This window comes from Methylophilus flavus (assembly GCF_042678905.1).
In the GTDB taxonomy this organism is placed as follows: domain Bacteria; phylum Pseudomonadota; class Gammaproteobacteria; order Burkholderiales; family Methylophilaceae; genus Methylophilus; species Methylophilus flavus.
Map to the genome: position 1 here is coordinate 1396378 of NZ_JBHTLN010000001.1, position 17120 is coordinate 1413497.

Annotated in this window: 16 protein-coding genes; 4 read left to right on the top strand and 12 right to left on the bottom strand. The window is 51.6% G+C overall.

The genetic code is table 11. From position 1 onward, the window contains the following. The first annotated feature begins 46 nt into the window (after window positions 1–46). A complete protein-coding gene (gene corA, locus ACFQ2T_RS06835) occupies window positions 47–1156 on the top strand; it encodes a magnesium/cobalt transporter CorA (protein WP_379032267.1) in 1110 nt (369 codons plus the stop codon). Here corA and ACFQ2T_RS06840 read toward each other — a convergent pair. The 5 genes from ACFQ2T_RS06840 to waaC all read right to left on the bottom strand — a co-directional run bounded on the left by ACFQ2T_RS06840 (window position 1145) and on the right by waaC (window position 7335). Then, window positions 1145–1936: a ParA family protein gene (locus tag ACFQ2T_RS06840; RefSeq protein WP_379032269.1), complete on the bottom strand. Its 792-nt coding sequence runs from the start codon at window positions 1934–1936 to the stop codon at window positions 1145–1147. The two genes, corA and ACFQ2T_RS06840, sit on opposite strands and share 12 nt — an antisense overlap. A gap of 469 nt (window positions 1937–2405) precedes the next feature. After that, on the bottom strand, window positions 2406–3542 hold the full coding sequence (gene dnaJ, locus ACFQ2T_RS06845; RefSeq protein WP_379032272.1) for a molecular chaperone DnaJ: 1137 nt from the start codon (window positions 3540–3542) through the stop codon (window positions 2406–2408). A gap of 111 nt (window positions 3543–3653) precedes the next feature. Then, on the bottom strand, window positions 3654–5573 hold the full coding sequence (gene dnaK / locus ACFQ2T_RS06850; protein WP_379032275.1) for a molecular chaperone DnaK: 1920 nt from the start codon (window positions 5571–5573) through the stop codon (window positions 3654–3656). 113 nt (window positions 5574–5686) lie between these two features. Continuing rightward, window positions 5687–6220: a nucleotide exchange factor GrpE gene (grpE, locus tag ACFQ2T_RS06855; protein ID WP_379032278.1), complete on the bottom strand. Its 534-nt coding sequence runs from the start codon at window positions 6218–6220 to the stop codon at window positions 5687–5689. Window positions 6221–6348: 128 nt separating this feature from the next. After that, window positions 6349–7335 carry a lipopolysaccharide heptosyltransferase I gene (gene waaC, locus ACFQ2T_RS06860; RefSeq protein WP_379032281.1) on the bottom strand — a complete coding sequence of 329 codons (987 nt, stop codon included), beginning with the start codon at window positions 7333–7335 and terminating at the stop codon, window positions 6349–6351. A 29-nt stretch (window positions 7336–7364) separates the two neighbouring features. Here waaC and ACFQ2T_RS06865 point away from each other — a divergent pair, with 29 nt between their 5' ends. Then, entirely contained in the window at window positions 7365–8513 is a 1149-nt protein-coding gene (locus tag ACFQ2T_RS06865; protein ID WP_379032284.1) for a glycosyltransferase family 4 protein, read from the top strand. 4 nt (window positions 8514–8517) lie between these two features. Then, entirely contained in the window at window positions 8518–9345 is an 828-nt protein-coding gene (rfaP, locus tag ACFQ2T_RS06870; protein ID WP_379032287.1) for a lipopolysaccharide core heptose(I) kinase RfaP, read from the top strand. 46 nt (window positions 9346–9391) lie between these two features. Here the strand turns inward: rfaP and ACFQ2T_RS06875 are convergent, their stop codons facing one another. Genes ACFQ2T_RS06875 through bioB form a run of 6 tightly spaced genes read right to left on the bottom strand, consistent with a single transcriptional unit; the run spans window position 9392 to window position 15012 of the window. Further along, entirely contained in the window at window positions 9392–10441 is a 1050-nt protein-coding gene (locus ACFQ2T_RS06875) for a rhomboid family intramembrane serine protease (protein WP_379032290.1), read from the bottom strand. A 24-nt stretch (window positions 10442–10465) separates the two neighbouring features. After that, on the bottom strand, window positions 10466–11122 hold the full coding sequence (gene bioD, locus ACFQ2T_RS06880) for a dethiobiotin synthase (protein ID WP_379032293.1): 657 nt from the start codon (window positions 11120–11122) through the stop codon (window positions 10466–10468). A 2-nt stretch (window positions 11123–11124) separates the two neighbouring features. Further along, window positions 11125–12000, bottom strand: coding sequence for a malonyl-ACP O-methyltransferase BioC (gene bioC, locus ACFQ2T_RS06885; RefSeq protein ID WP_379032296.1), 876 nt, complete (start codon window positions 11998–12000; stop codon window positions 11125–11127). Continuing rightward, window positions 12001–12795, bottom strand: coding sequence for a pimeloyl-ACP methyl ester esterase BioH (bioH, locus tag ACFQ2T_RS06890; protein ID WP_379032299.1), 795 nt, complete (start codon window positions 12793–12795; stop codon window positions 12001–12003). Beyond that, window positions 12792–13967 (bottom strand): 8-amino-7-oxononanoate synthase, encoded by a 1176-nt coding sequence (gene bioF / locus ACFQ2T_RS06895; RefSeq protein ID WP_379032302.1) that lies wholly within the window; start codon window positions 13965–13967, stop codon window positions 12792–12794. Before bioF ends, bioH begins: the two co-directional genes overlap by 4 nt. A 10-nt stretch (window positions 13968–13977) precedes the next feature. Then, window positions 13978–15012 carry a biotin synthase BioB gene (gene bioB / locus ACFQ2T_RS06900; protein WP_379032304.1) on the bottom strand — a complete coding sequence of 345 codons (1035 nt, stop codon included), beginning with the start codon at window positions 15010–15012 and terminating at the stop codon, window positions 13978–13980. 66 nt (window positions 15013–15078) lie between these two features. On the opposite strand from bioB, the gene ACFQ2T_RS06905 reads away from it, so the two are divergent. After that, entirely contained in the window at window positions 15079–15843 is a 765-nt protein-coding gene (locus ACFQ2T_RS06905; RefSeq protein ID WP_379032307.1) for a ComF family protein, read from the top strand. Between the two features lie 39 nt (window positions 15844–15882). On the opposite strand, the gene ACFQ2T_RS06910 is transcribed toward ACFQ2T_RS06905, so the two are convergent. Next, on the bottom strand, window positions 15883–17112 hold the full coding sequence (locus ACFQ2T_RS06910) for a tetratricopeptide repeat protein (protein ID WP_379032310.1): 1230 nt from the start codon (window positions 17110–17112) through the stop codon (window positions 15883–15885). Between the last annotated feature and the right edge of the window lie 8 nt (window positions 17113–17120).

The following is a 17120-nucleotide window of genomic DNA, read 5'->3' on the forward strand; positions in this document are numbered from 1 at the left end:
CACAACGAACGCTTATGCTGGACCCGCACTGTTTATTCGGACAACCATGGCGAAACGCAAACACACTCACCGCAAGCACAGTTTACTGGGGACTTCCAGCCCGGTCTCTGCATCTGAAACTGATACGGCCAGTGAAACGGCGCCAGCCTGTATCCATAGCATCAGCTACAACGTCAACGACATAGAATCCAGGCAGCTGACCATGCACGACATCGTGGAATGGCAGGCGCCGGCAGACCATACTTCCTGGATCAACGTCCATGGTGTGCTGGATATTGCTTTATTACAGGCAGTCGCCCGCCGTTTCAAACTGCATCCGCTGGTGCTGGATGATATTCTCAATACCGAACAACGGCCCAAGCTGGATACCTACCCGGATTACCTGTTTCTGGAAACGCGCCTGTTTTACTACGATACTGACACCATGAGTGTGAGTTCTGAGCAAATCAGCATTGCTTTGGGGCGGGAGTGGTTACTTAGCTTTCAGGAGCGCCCTTCCGGCAGTTTTGAACCTGTGCGTGAACGTTTGCGGCAAGGCCAGGCATTGCTGCGCCAGAGTGGACCGGATTACTTATGCTATGCCTTGCTGGACAGTTTGATGGAACGTTATTTCCAGGTACTGGAAGCCATCAATGAAGATGCCGAACGTCTGGAAACACACCTGCTCGATCAACCCAGCCCGGATGATTTACAGAATATTCACCGACTCAAGCATGTCACCATCCAGTTGCGGCGTGCGGTATGGCCGTTGCGTGAGGTCCTGAACAGTCTGATCCGCAATGAACATGGCTTTTTCAGCCCGCAGACTTTACCCTACCTGCGTGACTTATATGACCATACCGCGCACTTCACCGAATCACTGGAAGCGATCCGCGACATGCTGAGCGGCCTGATGGATATTTATATGACTACCATCAGCCAGCGAGTGAATCTGGAAGTACGGGCATTGACGGTGGTCGCCATGCTGTTTATGCCAGCAACGCTGATTGCCGGGATCTTTGGCATGAATTTCGAAGAGATGCCATGGACGCATGACCCGTATGGTTTCTGGTGGGCAATACTGATTATGCTGGGCATTGCATCAGTGATGCTGCTGATGTTCTGGCGGCGCCAATGGTTAGGCAGTCGCCACCGCGAACAATCATCAGGCCGCTAAAGGCGTTGCTCGCGGTAATTGTTTGATCACATCCTGCAACTCGAAATAAAGCGCCAAATAATCACGCGCACCCGGACTGTTAGCATCATACTCAAAAACATGTTGCCCCATGCGCCCGCATTCGGCGAGGGCCGCATGTTCCGATATTCTGGTCACCAGTACTTCCTGACCAAACAGCCTGCGCATCTCCTGTTCTACTTCTGCGGTCATTTCCTTGCGTTTATCGGCGCGCGTGAGCACATACCGTCGCTGCACCCGACGCTTCAATACGGGCTCCAGCGCATTCAGCGCCTTTTCTACCTTTACGGCAGAATGAATGGATAAATAATCCGTCGACACAGGTACCAGCACCAGATCGCTGGCAAACACGGCACTCAGTGAAATCACACCAATGCCTGAGAAACAATCCATGAATGCTGTGTATTCAGCATGTGTTTTATTCAATTGCGCCAAGCCTTCGCTCAATCGCTTTAATGTGGCAGGTCCGCGACCAAACTGCGAATCGAGGTTCATCAATTCTTTATTCGCCGGGATCAGCTGCAAGCCATTGCGTAAAGGCTGGATTAAATCTGCCAAAGGCGTGGCGGACTGATAAAACCTGAACAGGTGTTTTTGCATATCGAGGCCTATATGCTTGTAAGTCTCGGTCAGTCGTGCCTGCGGGTCCATATCAAGCAACAATACCTGGCGACGTTGGCGTTGCCAGGCGGCGGCAAGATTGAGCGTTGTGGTGGTTGAACCTACGTCGGCTTTATGATTAAAGATGGCTATTTTCAACATGATGAGTAAGTGCAGAATCGGTTTAATAAACCAGATGCTGTAAATGAATTGCTAGTCATCATAAACGATGTTGTTGCCATAGACTACCCCGATGCCAGTTGACTTGACTGCATATGAAAGTAGTGGACAAAAAGAAACCCGCTAAGGCGGGTTAAAAGGGGGTTTGGATCAGGAGGAAATCAATGCTAGTCGCTGATAAATCAAACTAAGGACAAATCAACCAAGCTAGCCATTAAACAAAACGTTTTGTGTTTCGCTTAAAGATGGCTCTAGTTTAGGAGAGAGTTATTGCAATTATTTGACCGAGCTGTAACTGAATTGTAAAAGTCGAAATTTAATTGTTATTAAATTGTAACCAATACATTCCAGCAGCTTTTCCTGTCCACGAATACGAATGGCTTGAAGACAGGCATGGCAGCAAGTAACTTTCCGACATGCCTGTCTATTTAGATATTATTAGTACTAAACATCAGCTGAAGAAATCGCGCGCTTTATCTACCCAGCTTTTGTTTTTCGGGCTGTGCTTACCGGCATCTGCCTGGGTGCTGCTTTCAAACTCACGCAACAGCTCTTTCTGTTTTTCGGTCAGCCGTACCGGGGTTTCTACCACTACATGTACCATCAAATCACCATGCTCACTGGAACGCAACGGCTTGATGCCTTTGCCACGCAAACGGAACACGCTGCCTGTTTGTGTTTCTGAAGGAATCTTCATCTTGGCAGCGCCATCCAGCGTAGGCACTTCAATTTCGCCCCCCAATGCTGCGGTGCTAAAACTGATAGGCATTTCGCAGTGCAGGTTCGCACCTTCGCGCTGGAAGATCGCGTGCTCTTTCAAATGGACAACCACGTATAAATCACCGGTTGGCCCACCATTAACGCCGGCTTCACCTTCGCCGCTCAAACGGATGCGATCACCCTCGTCAACACCGGCCGGAATTTTGACGTTCAGCGTTTTGTTCTGCTTGACGCGTCCACCACCGTGACAGGTAGGGCATGGTTCTTTTACCATTTTGCCGCTACCGTGACATTTCGGGCAGGTTTGCTGCACAGAGAAGAACCCCTGCTGCATACGCACCTGGCCATGACCATTACAGGTGGTACAAGTCACCGGTGAAGTACCCGGACGCGCACCCGAACCATGACAGGTTTCACAATTGGTCTGCACAGGAATACGGATTTTTGTTTCAGTCCCCTTCGCTGCTTCTTCCAGTGAAATCTCGAGGTTATAGCGTAGATCTGCACCACGATAGACATTGGAACGCTGGTTACGGCCACCGCCTCCACCACCAAAGATATCTCCGAAAATATCGCCGAACGCATCGCTGAAATTACCGGAGTTAAAGCCGCTGAATCCGCCACCACCCATGCTCTGGTCTACACCGGCATGACCATACTGATCATAAGCGGCACGTTTTTGCTCGTCGCTCAGGATTTCATAAGCTTCTTTGGCTTCCTTAAAGCTTTCTTCAGCTTTCGGGTTATCCGGGTTGCGATCAGGGTGAAACTTCATTGCCAGTTTCTTAAAGGATTTTTTAATCTCCTCGTCACCAGCATCGCGGTTTACACCCAATACTTCGTAGTAATCTTTTTTTGCGGCTGCCATAGTTATTCCGTTTTAATGCGCTTGCGCCATATAAACAAACACACTCGCGTTAGCGAAGTGTGTTTGCCGACTTCATAAAGAAGGGCGAGTGTTGCCACTCGCCCTTTAGCGTTAGTCTTTTTTCACTTCTTCAAACTCGGCATCTACCACATCGCCTTCCACCGTTTTTTCATCCTGTGGTTGTGCGCCTTCGGTATTGGCCTGCGCTTGTTGCTCAGCGTAAACTTTCTCGCCCAGCTTTTGTGAAACTTCCATCAAGGCATTGGTTTTCGCCTCAATAACATCTTTGTCATCACTATCCTTGGCTACTGCTTCCAGGTCTTTAATGCCCTCTTCGATCTTGGCTTTTTCATCGGCATCAATCTTGTCGCCATGTTCAGCCAAAGATTTCTTCACGCTGTGCAAGACGCTGTCTGCCTGGTTACGGGCGTCGACCAGTTCACGCAGTTTTTTGTCTTCGTCAGCATATTTAGCAGCATCTTCTTCCATGCGCTGAATTTCTTCTTCAGACAAACCAGAGTTGGCCTTGATGGTGATTTTGTTCTCTTTGCCGGTGGCTTTGTCTTTAGCAGACACGTGCAGAATACCGTTAGCATCGATATCAAACGTCACTTCAATTTGCGGCATGCCACGTGGTGACGGTGGAATATCGCTCAAGTTGAACTGACCCAGGCTCTTGTTGCCAGCAGCCATTTCACGCTCACCTTGCAACACATGGATCGTCACTGCATTCTGGTTGTCTTCCGCTGTCGAGAACACTTGTGAAGCCTTGGTAGGAATCGTGGTGTTTTTCTTGATCAGCTTGGTCATCACGCTACCCAAAGTCTCGATACCCAGAGACAATGGAGATACATCTAACAGCAATACGTCTTTAACGTCGCCTTTCAACACGCCACCCTGGATAGCCGCACCAACCGCTACCGCTTCATCCGGGTTTACGTCTTTACGTGGTTCTTTGCCAAAAATCTCTTTCACTTGTTCTTGCACTTTTGGCATGCGGCTCTGACCACCGACAAGGATCACATCAGAAATATCAGAAGGAGACACACCCGCATCCTTCAATGCAGTTTTACAAGGCGCAATCGTGCGCTCGATCAACTCTTCCACCAGTGATTCCAGCTTGGCACGGGTAATTTTCACAACCAAGTGCTTAGGACCAGTTGCATCTGCCGTAATGTAAGGCAGGTTCACTTCCGTTTGCTGTGCCCCGGATAACTCAATTTTGGCTTTTTCAGCAGCTTCTTTCAGGCGTTGTTTGGCCAGCAAGTCATTGCGCAAATCCAGGCCGTTTTCCTTTTTGAACTCATCTGCCAAAAAGTCAATGATGCGGTTATCGAAGTCTTCACCACCTAGAAACGTGTCACCGTTGGTAGACAACACTTCAAACTGGTGTTCGCCATCGATTTCAGTAATTTCAATGATAGACACGTCGAACGTACCACCACCCAGGTCGTATACTGCGATCTTGCGGTCACCTTCCTGCTTGTCCAGGCCAAATGCCAATGCAGCAGCGGTTGGTTCATTAATGATACGTTTAACATCCAGACCGGCGATACGGCCCGCATCCTTGGTTGCCTGACGCTGGCTATCGTTAAAGTAAGCCGGCACAGTAATCACTGCTTCAGTCACTTCTTCGCCCAGGTAATCTTCGGCGGTTTTCTTCATTTTGCGCAACACTTCAGCAGAAATCTGAGGAGGCGCCTGTTTCTTGTCGCGCACTTCTACCCATGCATCGCCGTTATCCGCTTTACTAATGGTGTAAGGCATCAGATCGATATCTTTTTGCACTTCTTTTTCGTCAAAGCGACGGCCAATCAGGCGCTTTACTGCAAATAAAGTATTTTTCGGGTTAGTCACCGCCTGGCGTTTGGCTGGTGCACCGACCAGAATTTCGCCATCTTCCTGATACGCAATAATGGATGGCGTAGTACGCGCACCTTCAGCGTTTTCAATCACACGTGGCTTGCCACCTTCCATCACGGCAACACACGAGTTGGTGGTCCCCAAATCAATACCAATAATTTTTCCCATATTCGCTTCCTTAAATTTTGTTAATCACATTCATTGTTTATTCAAAACCATGTTTTGATAATTGGGATGCCTGAACAGATTTCAAGTCCCTGTTTGCAATGTGGTTGTATAGATTATTTTGGCTGGATCACAGTAACCAGCGCTGGGCGCAATACACGCTCATTCAACGCATAGCCTTTTTGCAGCACACTTAATACCGTATTAGGTTCGCCTTCAGCCGGCACCATACTGATCGCCTGATGCTTGTTAGGATCAAATTTTTCACCCAATGGATTGATTTCGGCAATATTGAACTTCTCAAACACGCCCAGCAGTTGCTTGGCAGTGAGTTCGACGCCGTTTTTGTAACTGGTGACATCTGCATTTTCGACTGCCAGCGCGGCATCCAGGCTATCTTTAACTGCCAGAAGCTCGCCACTGAATTTCTCCAGCGCGAATTTGCGCGCTTTATCAATATCATCCAGCGCGCGGCGACGCACATTTTCGCCTTCTGCTTTCACATACAACACTTGCGCTTTGGCCTCTTCGAGCGCAACTTCTAGCGCAGCAATGCGTGCGTCGTGATTCTCAACAGATTGCTCTGGATTAACTTCGTTGACAGCTTGCTCATTAGCCGCCGTGTCTACGGATGTTTGCGGTTCTTGCATGTTACTCCCCTATGAATTCAAGACTTTTCATTTGACGATTTCACACACATGGGGATGACCCTACTGATTTCAAGGGCAAATGTGCGATTTAGCAAAAATGGGAGGATGGCAGATGAGATCTGCCTGAGTTATACCGGATTGGCAGTGGTCACAGTAGTCACTGCCGCGATGACGGCTGCAATATCGGGCACTTGCTGTTTACCGCCCAGATTGATAGCTGCCGCTTTGCGTCCACCAGCCACACCCGTCAAACCTGGATCAGTATCTGTATACAAAGCGACTACCGGTACATCCAGCGCTGCTGCCAGATGCGAAAGACCGGTATCCACCCCGACAGCAAATTGCGCTCCCGGCAGCACCGTTGCCAATTGCTGCAAGCTCAGTTTCGGCAGCACCAATGCTTGTGGCACCATTAAGGCGATCTGGCCCGCGCGATCTTTTTCAGCCGCCGAAGCCCATGGCAGGCACATCGTTAAACCCAACTCAGCGTAATGCTGGCCCAGGGCAATCCAGTGACTCTCCGGCCACAATTTACTATCGCGGCTGGTGGCATGCAAAGCGATCCACGATTTCGGCGGTAATGTGAGCGTTGTTGAACCAGCTGCAGAGTGTGTCGTGCCTAAACCATAATCCGGCAAATCCTGTGGTGCCGTATAGCCCAAACTGAGCGCCACTAGCGTGCGGATACGCGTCACCGCATGTTGCTGGTACGAGATCGCATAGCGATGCTGATAAAAGCGACTGGCCAGCGGCTCACGTATCGATTGAGCATCATAGCCATGATGCGGGCCACGCGCCCAATTGGCGATCCAGGCACTTTTCACCAGTCCTTGCACATCGATCACCGCGTCGTAAGCTTGTGCTGCCAATGCCCGCTTAATCGCCCTGATTTCATGCCATGTACTACATTGCAATACTTGTTTGCGCCAGCGGCGAACTGCGACAGTGAATACCTGATGCACATGCGGGTGTAGGCGAGGAATATCCGCAAAACTTTCTTCGACCAGCCAATCGATTTGAGCATCAGGATAATGCTGCAAAATATCCTGCACTGCTGGCAGGGCGTGAATCACATCGCCCATAGAAGTGGTTTTGACCATCAGAATCCGTTTCATGGCCGCTATTTTCGCATACAATCTCGGCCATGAAGTTTGCTTTTCTGATATTCAAATATTTCCCTTATGGCGGTGTACAGCGCGATATGTTGCGTATCGCCAGAGACTGCGTTGCGTTGGGTCATCAGGTGACTATATTCACGGGTGAATGGCAAGGCCCCCAACCCGCTGATATGCAGGTGAAAATATGTCCAAGCAGCGGTTGGCTTAACCATACCCGGCATGCCCGCCTGATCACGGCCATGCAGCAAGCTGTACACGCCGAGCACTTTGACCTGGTGGTAGGCTTTAACCGCATGCAACCTGTCGATGTCTATTTCGCTGCCGACTCGTGCTTTATTGCCAAAGCGCATGAAGAGCGGCCGTGGTGGTATAGACTGACCAGCCGCTACCGCTGGTTCCAGCAAGCTGAAGCATCGATTTTCTCACCTGCCAGCAGCACGCATATTTTCACACTGACACAGCAGGAACAGGCCACGTTCCAGCATTGGTACCATACACCTGGCCAGCGCTTCCACCTGATTCCGCCTATCCTGGATCCGCAACGTTTCCCGGCGTTTGACCGCGCACAAAGAAAGCAATGGCTGGCAGAAACATTTGGCATTCTGCCTGAACATACTGCATTGCTACTGGTAGGTTCCGGCTTTAAAACCAAGGGGGCTGACCGCGCAGTCACGGCCATTGCCAGTTTGCCGGAAAGTGTGAGAAAAAATGTCCGTATGCTGATCATAGGCCAGGACAATCCACGCTGGTTGCAGAAACATATCGAGGCACATGATTTAAGCAGCCAGATACAAGTGCTGGGCGGGCGCGATAATATTCCACAGCTGATGCAAGCGTGTGACTGGATGGTGCATCCGGCCAGACGGGAACTGGCTGGCCATGTTTTGCTGGAAGCTATGGCTTGCAGATTGCCGGTGGTCACTACAAATGTGTGCGGTTATGCCCCATATATAAAAAATGCAGGTGCAGGCATCGTACTTGGCAGTCCATTTACACAATCCGCACTTGATCAGGCGCTTTCCACAGCACTGTCCTCTGAACGTACAACATTCAGTGAGGCCGGGCTGGCTTGTGCCAAGCAATTAATGCAAAACAACCCAGGAAAGGCTGAAGCAAAGATACTCACAAAGTTAGCTTCGGAAAAGAACATTGGCTCAACCAACGCAGCAAATTAGTCCTGTGCCCGTATCCCCAGATACCCATCTTTGGCTGTCGCCTCAACACGCACAGGCATTACAGGAATATACTTTTGATGGTTTTATGGCACTACAGGGCTACACCGTACGTGCGGCGGCCAACCGTAAAACCATGCGTATCACCATTGCCGGTCAGTCTTATTTTATCAAGCAGCACGAAGCCACCGGCTGGCGCGAAATTGTTAAAAACTGGCTAAGCTTTAAGCGCCCCATCATAGGTGCAATGACGGAAGTGCGCGCCATCCAGGCGCTGGAAAAAATAGGAATCGCGACGACGCCTATCGCGGCTTACGGTGTACAAGGTCATTGTGCGGCCAGCCAGCGTTCATTTCTGCTGACTGAAGATTTAGGCGATATTCATTCTCTGGAAGATATTTGCAAAAGCTGGCGATCACAACCGGCCTCTGCTGCAACGCGCCAGGCAATGTTGATTGCGGTAGCGAAACTGGCGAAGAAGTTTCATGCGGCAGGCTTGTGTCACCGTGACTTTTATCTTTGCCATATCGCCTTGCAGAAATCTACATCTCTAACAGCTGACACCGAATTTTACTTGCTGGACTTGCACCGCGTATTACAAGGCGTTTCACCAAACGGCATAGAAGTGCGCAAAGACATTGCCGGACTGATTTTCTCTTGCATGGACTTTGGCTTTACGCGTGAGGACTGGCAGTCATTCAAGGTGAATTACCTGCCACAAAGTGACGAATTCTGGAACCAGGCATTCCAGCGTGCTGACCGCCTGCATGCCAAATTTCATAGCCCGAAACAGCAGAGCAAATATCAGCAGCAGCGCGATGCCACCGACTTGTAATACCTGAAGCATTGATTAACCCAAGTTACCGGTCATTTGCGCTGGGTCATTGCGCTGCGCGACCAGGCGTAAAGGGGATATTACGTAATTTATCTGCAGCCGCTTTGCTGTCCTCACTGCGTTTCAAGGCATAAGCCTTGGCTTGTTCCAGCAAGGCTGCGGATGGCAGGTTAGGATCATCCGGCAACGAGGACAACTTTTCAAAACTTTCTTCGTAGGTGTTGGCTACCTCTTCATCGATCTGGGTTGCCATCTCATCAAAACTGACGGCGCCCTCGCGCCCTTCGAGCATAATCGCATTCCATTTGCGATTGGCCTTCTGGTCTATCAGCGTAAACTTTTGCACCTGCTTGCGGATCGCCAGCTCCTCATGCCAGCGGTATTTGGGTTCGGGCAAATGCGTCAGCAATAACGCGATCGCGACCATCCAGCAGATGCCACTGAACCAGCGCCATTTTTGCAGATGGGGATGATATGTTGCACTTGCAGGCAGGCATAGCAAAGCGCTGACGATACCGGTCAGAAAGCCGCCGATATGCGCTGAATTATCGATGCCAGGAATAATAAAGCCCATGATGATAGTCAGCGCAGAAAAGGCTACTGCTCCCCAGAACAGCCAGCGGAATTCGACTTGTTGCATCCTGTGCCTGTCATACCAGACATACACCAGCAACGCACCATAGATACCAAAAATCGCACCTGACGCTCCGCCGGAAACCGCTTGATTGCCCTGGATCACCAGTGACAACAGGTTACCGGCAATACCACTGACCAGGTAAATTCCCAAAAAACGCAGAGGTCCAAACATGCGTTCCACCAGCTTGCCGCCATCCCATAGTGCCAGCATATTCATTCCCAGATGCAATGCACCGAAATGCAGGAACATGGCAGAGCCCAGCCGCCACCACTGCCCATCGGCAGTCGCTGGTGCAAAGTTGGCACCCCAGGTCAATTGCACGTTGTTGGGGGAATGCCAGAAGCCGGCACCGCTGCCTAACATGATGGCGAACACCAGCAGATTCAGGATAATCAGCGCCCGGGTGACCGGTGGCACGGGGGCATGCAATCCAATCTGACTCAGGGGTGATTTATGCATTCGCGCTAATATCCTTCGCGTTATTTATCCATGGTAAGGCAGTTCCAACAGGGGTGGCTGCTTTAACCAATCACTCAATGTTTGCAGGTTCTGGTCCTGCATCGCCATTTGCGGATCAACCTGGTTTGCCACCCAGCCACAAAAAGGAATTTGTCTTTGCTCTAATACCTGGGCAGTGAGCAAGGCATGATTGATACAGCCCAACCGCATGCCTACCACAAGTAGTGTCGGCAATTGCAATGTCTGCGCAAGGTCTGCGATAGTGTGGCTTGCATTCAGCGGCACAAGTAAACCACCAGCGCCCTCGACAATCACCACATCGACTAGCCCGGTCAACACGTCAAAAGCCGATTTGATCACTTCCAGCCGGATTTCAACGCCAGCCTCAGCTGCCGCCAGGTGCGGTGCGATGGCCGGTTGAAAACAATAAGGGTTTATCAGCTCAGCCGGTGCCAGTACATTGGATGCAGCCGTCAGCTGCATGACATCTTCGTTCTGCCAGCGGCCATCTATCCACTCGCAGCCGGAAGCGACCGGCTTCATGCCAGCTACTTTCAGTCCCTGCGCGGCGAATTGCTGCATCAGGCGCACAGTCACCGTGGTCTTGCCGACGCCGGTATCCGTTCCGGTGACAAAGAAATGACGAGGCAAGCTGGTCGTGACAATATCTACTGTGACCATATCTACACTGCTACGCCTGCCTTGCGCGGCATTAACTGGATAGGGCTGCTGCCGGGCGCTGTATAAGGCTGGCTACTGGTCCAGGCGTGCACGAATACGACTTCATAAGTCGCAGGCAGTTTTCCCTGCTGGCGAAAGACCTCATAACCCTGGCGTAATTTTTGCAAAAAACCTTTGCCAGTCAGGCCTTTGGGACGTCCAGCGGTGGCATTGTGCGCTCCTATGGCTTTCAGGTCGCGCATCACCGACTCCACAGTGTCGTAAGTCAGGGTGTAATGCATCACGTCCAGCACCGGGGCATTGAACCCGGCGCGGGTCATGGCATCGCCAATATCATGCATATCGATAAAGCGGCTGACATGCGTATGGTCGGCACCCGAAGCGGAGCGCAATTCTTTCAAGGTATCCGGCCCCAGGGTGGCAAACATCAGCAAGCCATCAGGGCGCAGCACACGGCGAAACTCCTGCAATGCGGCATCCAGATCATTACACCATTGCATAGCCAGATTGGACCACACCATATCCACACTGCCGGTTGCCAACGGGATAGACTCAATATCAGCACAAACAAAACGCGGTTTGGACTGCCAGAACCGGAACCAGGGAAATAATGTGCGGCTGCGAGACAGCATGCCCTCGGCTATATCCAGTGCGATGCCTTGTGCGGATTTATAATGTTGGAGTAAGGCATTCAAGCCATGTCCGGTACCGCAACCTGCATCCAGAATCACACCAGGTTTCAGCTTAACCACATCCAGACGACTGAGCATCTCTTCACGCACCTGTCGCTGCAAAATGGCGGCGGCATCATACCGTTTTGCGGCACGATGAAACGACTGCCGCATGCGCGACTTGTCTATTGAATATTCATCCTGCATTTAGCTCTCCGTGGTAGCGCGCACGGCAAACTCATCCGCCATAAAGGTCTCTACCGCTTCGCAGAAAGCATCCGCATGGGAAAGAAACGGGGCATGCGCCGCACCTGCGATCACACGCAATTTTGCCCGTTGCAAGTGCATGGCCAGCCAATGGGCAGCACTGACCGGCGCCAGCGTGTCACGGTCACCGTGTATGATGAGGGTGGGTTGATACAGGCGGCTGATTTCTTCACGCAAGTCGGTTTGTAACAAGATATCCAACGCCAGATTCAGACTTTCCTGCGTAGGCGTCGGCTTGGCAGCAAATGCAATCCGTAACTGGCGTACGGTACTGCGTGCATCTTTGGCATGCATGCATTGCAGCGTCAGGAAATTCAGTAACGTGGTTTGAAAATCCTTTTCAAATCGCTCATTGAATTGCTGGAAATGCCTGGCTTCTATGCCGTGCGGCCAATCCGGCTTGCTGACAAAACAAGGGTTGTTGCCCACCAGGATTAATTTTTCTACGCGGTCCGGCTGGTTCAATGCAATTTGCTGCGCGATCAAACCACCCAATGACCAGCCCAAAATGGTAGAAACACCAGGAATCTCTTCAGCGACTGTTTCAGCCAGGCTATATAAATGGTATGGAGTGACTGGGCGGCTTTGCCCCATGCCGGGCAAATCCACCAGGAATAAGCGGTAGTTAGCAGACAGGCGTTTGGTGATGCGTTCCCAGACGGCGCTGTTCATGCCCCAGCCGTGCAGCAGCACCAGCGGCTTGCCTTGACCCATGATCTCGATAAAGCAACTCATGCCTGCTTCCTGGCTGGAATCTCGCGCTCGGCGGCCTGTATTGCTGCAATCAAAGCGCGTACATCTTGTTCGCGATGCGTAGCAGACAAGGAAATACGTAATCGCGATGTATTCACTGGTACAGTCGGCGGGCGTATGGCAGGTACCAGAATGCCGCTTGCCTGCAGGTTTTGGCTCAGTTCCAGAGCTTCAAAGTTGTCACCCACAATCAGTGGCTGTATCGCAGTTTCTGACGGCAGCAAATGCCAGCGTGTAAGTGACAGCTCACTTTTAAGTAAATCTATCATGGCAAACAACTGCTGCCTGCGGGCGTCACCATGCTCAATTTCATGTACCGATGCCAGTAACGCTGCCGATAGCGGTGGCGGTGCCGGTGTGGTGTAAATATAGCTGTTGGCATGCTGGATCAGGTAATCGATCACCACCTGTTCACCGGCGACAAATGCCCCGGCAACACCAGCGGCCTTACCCAGGGTACCCATCATGATCAGGCGCGGCGACTTTAAACCAAGATGCTGCAAAGTGCCACGACCTTGCGGGCCCAGCACGCCGAAGCCATGCGCATCATCGACGTACAGGTAAGCATCATAGCGTTCGCAAAGCTCGAGGTAGGCAGCCAGGGGGGCGATATCGCCGTCCATGCTGAACACGGCATCGGCAGTCACCAGTTTATGCCGGGCAGTTGAAGCTTGCAGCAATTTTTCCAGTGCGGCTACGTCGTTATGGGGAAAGCGGTGGTGACTGGCGCGCGACAAAAAAGCGCCATCGTTCAGGCAGGCATGGTTAAGCTTGTCGGAAAATACCGCATCGTCGCGCCCCATCAGGGCGCTGATGACACCAATATTGGCCATGTAGCCGGTTGAAAACAGCAACGCCGCAGGTTGACGCACCAATGCTGCCAGCGCATGTTCCAGTTGATCATGGTAACGGTGATGGCCGGTGATCAGGTTGGAAGCACCGCTTCCGACGCCCGCTTCAGCTGCCGCCTGTTGCAGTGCGGCCACCAGCGCAGGGTCGTTAGCAAGCCCCAGGTAATCATTACTGCAAAAGGACAGAAACCGCTGGCCGTTGGCAGTGATATGCTCCGCTTGTGGCGAATCCAGTAAGCGGCGTTGCCGCGTCAGGCCTAGTGTTTTACGCTTTTCCAGGTCAGCGTGTAGAAAATCCAGCATACGCGGCCAATTAGATTTTTTTCAGGCCAAGCTTGGCGAATAGTGCGTTATCAGCATCTGCTTCAGGGTTACCGGTAGTCAGCAACTTTTCACCATAGAAAATACTGTTGGCACCGGCGAGGAAGCATAGCGCCTGCACCGCATCGCCCATGCTTTGACGACCGGCAGACAAACGCACAAAACTGTCAGGCATGGTGACGCGTGCCGCCGCAATCGTTCGCACGAACTCCAGCGGATCCAGCGCTTCGGTCCCATGCATAGGCGTGCCTTCCACCTGGGTCAGCAAGTTAATCGGCACACTTTCAGGTGGTTGCTCCATATTCGCGAGTTGCGCCAGCAGGCCAGCGCGTTGGGCACGGCTCTCGCCCATGCCGATAATCCCACCGCAGCAGACATTGATATCTACGCTGCGCACGCGGTCCAGCGTATCCAGACGGTCCTGGTAAGTGCGGGTGCTGATCACATCACCGTAATATTCAGGCGCTGTGTCCAGGTTATGGTTGTAATAATCCAGCCCGGCTTCTTTTAATTGCTCAGCCTGGCCGTCTTTCAGCATGCCCAAAGTAGCGCAAGTTTCCAGGCCCATCGCTTTCACTTCAGCAATCATTTTCAACACGGGGTCGAGGTCACGCTGCTTAGGCCCGCGCCAGGCAGCCCCCATACAGAAACGGCTGGCGCCGCTGTCTTTGGCTGCTTTGGCCGCGGCCAGCACGTCATCAAGCTTCATTAAAGGTTCGTTTTCCACTTCGGTGTGGTAACGCGCAGCTTGCGGGCAATAGCCGCAATCTTCGGAACAACCGCCGGTTTTAATCGACAGCAAGGTACTCACTTGCACGGCATTCGGCTCATGATGCTCTCTATGCACGAGTTGTGCCCGATGCAACAAGTCATTAAAAGGTAATTCAAACAATGCCACGATATCGTCCACCGACCAGCGTTCAACGGTAGGATGCTCGCAGGCACTGGAGGCTCTCAGGCCATCGATATTAATGATGGAAGTTTGCAGTTCGCTATTGCAAGCGCTAGAAGAAGTTTGTTGTTCCATAATGATCGCAGAAGTATAAAAGATGAGTGTTCAATGGGCTGAATTATAGGTTGTTTACCTACTCGCGTGAAAAAATTTTACAACAGATTAAATTTTAATCACTTTAATCCACTGCCCTGGTTACAGCATTGGTTAAGTGCCAGCTTGCCGTGTCCGCTATGTGCTGCACCGGCTCAAAAACAGCTGCAATTGACTCACGCGCCACTGTGCGATGCCTGTGTGCCTTCGCTGCCCTGGTATGTGTCCGCGCGCTGTCCACAATGCGCACTGCCAACCTCTACCGGTGCCTACTGTGGTATCTGCCTGCAACATCCGCCTGCCTTCGACCACACACTCGCCCCGTTTCGCTACGCCTATCCGCTGGACCGCCTGTTACAGCAATTTAAATATCATCAACAATTGCCACTAGGCAAATTACTGGCGCAATCCATGCTGCCTACCATAAATCCCTTATTGCAGGCAGACAAACCGGAGGTGATGGTGGCTATGCCCATGCATCCTTATCGCGTTCGGCAACGCGGATTCAATCACGCACTGGAGCTGGCCAGGCACTTGCAGACAGCCTTGCAGATTCCATTAGAAATGACAGGGTGCTCACGTACTCTGGACACGCCATCACAAGCAGGGATGGATATGAAAACCAGGACACGTAACCTGCGCGGCGCCTTCGCGTCACAAACACAGTGGCAGGGAAAACATGTGCTGGTTGTGGATGATGTGATGACAACCGGTGCCAGCATGCATGCACTGGCAAAAGTGCTCAAGCATGCCGGTGCCGGCCAGATCACGGCGCTGGTGGTTGCGCGTACTTTGAAAAGTACTGAGGATTAAAGGTAATTTAGGTAATTGGCGATGAAAGTAGACTAATGACTACTCATCCCGCGATTGTGGAGCGCCGCCAAGCTGACGGATACGCTGGCCGACAAAATCCGCCAAACGATCACTTAAAGGCAAACCTTGTGCCGTCTGTAATTGTTGCAAGGCCTGTGCGTTTTGGCCGCTGGCCTGCAATGAAATGGCATAAGCCACAATCCATTGCACCTGCCCGGGACGTAAGGTAAGTGCCCGCTCAAAGTATGGCAAAGCAGCCTGGTGCTGATTCAATTGCTGATAGGCGATTGCCTGCATCCATTGTACTTCTGCATCGCGTGCAAACGCATTCGCATTAGGTTTTAGCGTGAGCAACACTGCTTCTGGCTGGTTATGTGCCAGCTGCCATTTCCCCAGCGATCTGGATAATCCGGCTTGCTCAGGAAAACGTTTAATGCCCGCCTGCAACACAGTCACGGCTTCTGCATCCTGCTTGGTTTCAAACAGGTAAGCGGCCAGCAGCTGGCGCGCATCTTCTGATTGCGGATAAGTAGCCAGGGCCTGGCGCAGGGTTGCCAGCGCTTCACTGAGGCGCCCCTTCTGCTCATGGTCTACCGCTTTTTGAATCAGCACATTCGCTTCCTGTTCGGGGCGTACATGTTTATTCACGGTGCCATTAGATTCGGAGGATGCTGTTTCTTGACTAGCCTTTTTACCAGTGGCGCTGGATTCCAAAGGCGGTTCAATCACGGATACCACAGCACCACTGTCGGCTGGCTTGATAGAAAACTCGCCTTCCACCTGTGGCGCTGATTCACTCTTTGCAGGGGCACGGTTAGTGTTGCCAGGCGTAGGTGTGATTTTTTGACGGATCGCCGGTTTGGTCACAGAGTCAGAGAGCTCTGCCCGCCACTCACTGAACAAGGATTTGGTTAACTGTGGCTGGGCATCAACGGTTTGATTCTCGGCAGCGATGGTAGCGGCTGGTGTACTGACCACTGGTACAGGCGTTGGCTTGGCCGGTGATGCAGATTGATGCTTGGTAGCTTTATTTTCTGTGAGGTCACCTAGCGTAGACCGGTAAACCGATATCAACTCAGCCCGGTGCAGAAAACCCCATATGCCCAGGCCCACAACTACCAACACCAGAATAAGTCGTTTGATCCAGCGACCCGAACTGGTGCTTGAATGTGCCAAAACTGGCTTGATCTGTTGCCCGCCCCAGCCATCGGTGGTTGTCCCGCCCTGGCGTGCTTCAACATCCTTCAATACCTGATTAATTAAACTCAAAACTTTTC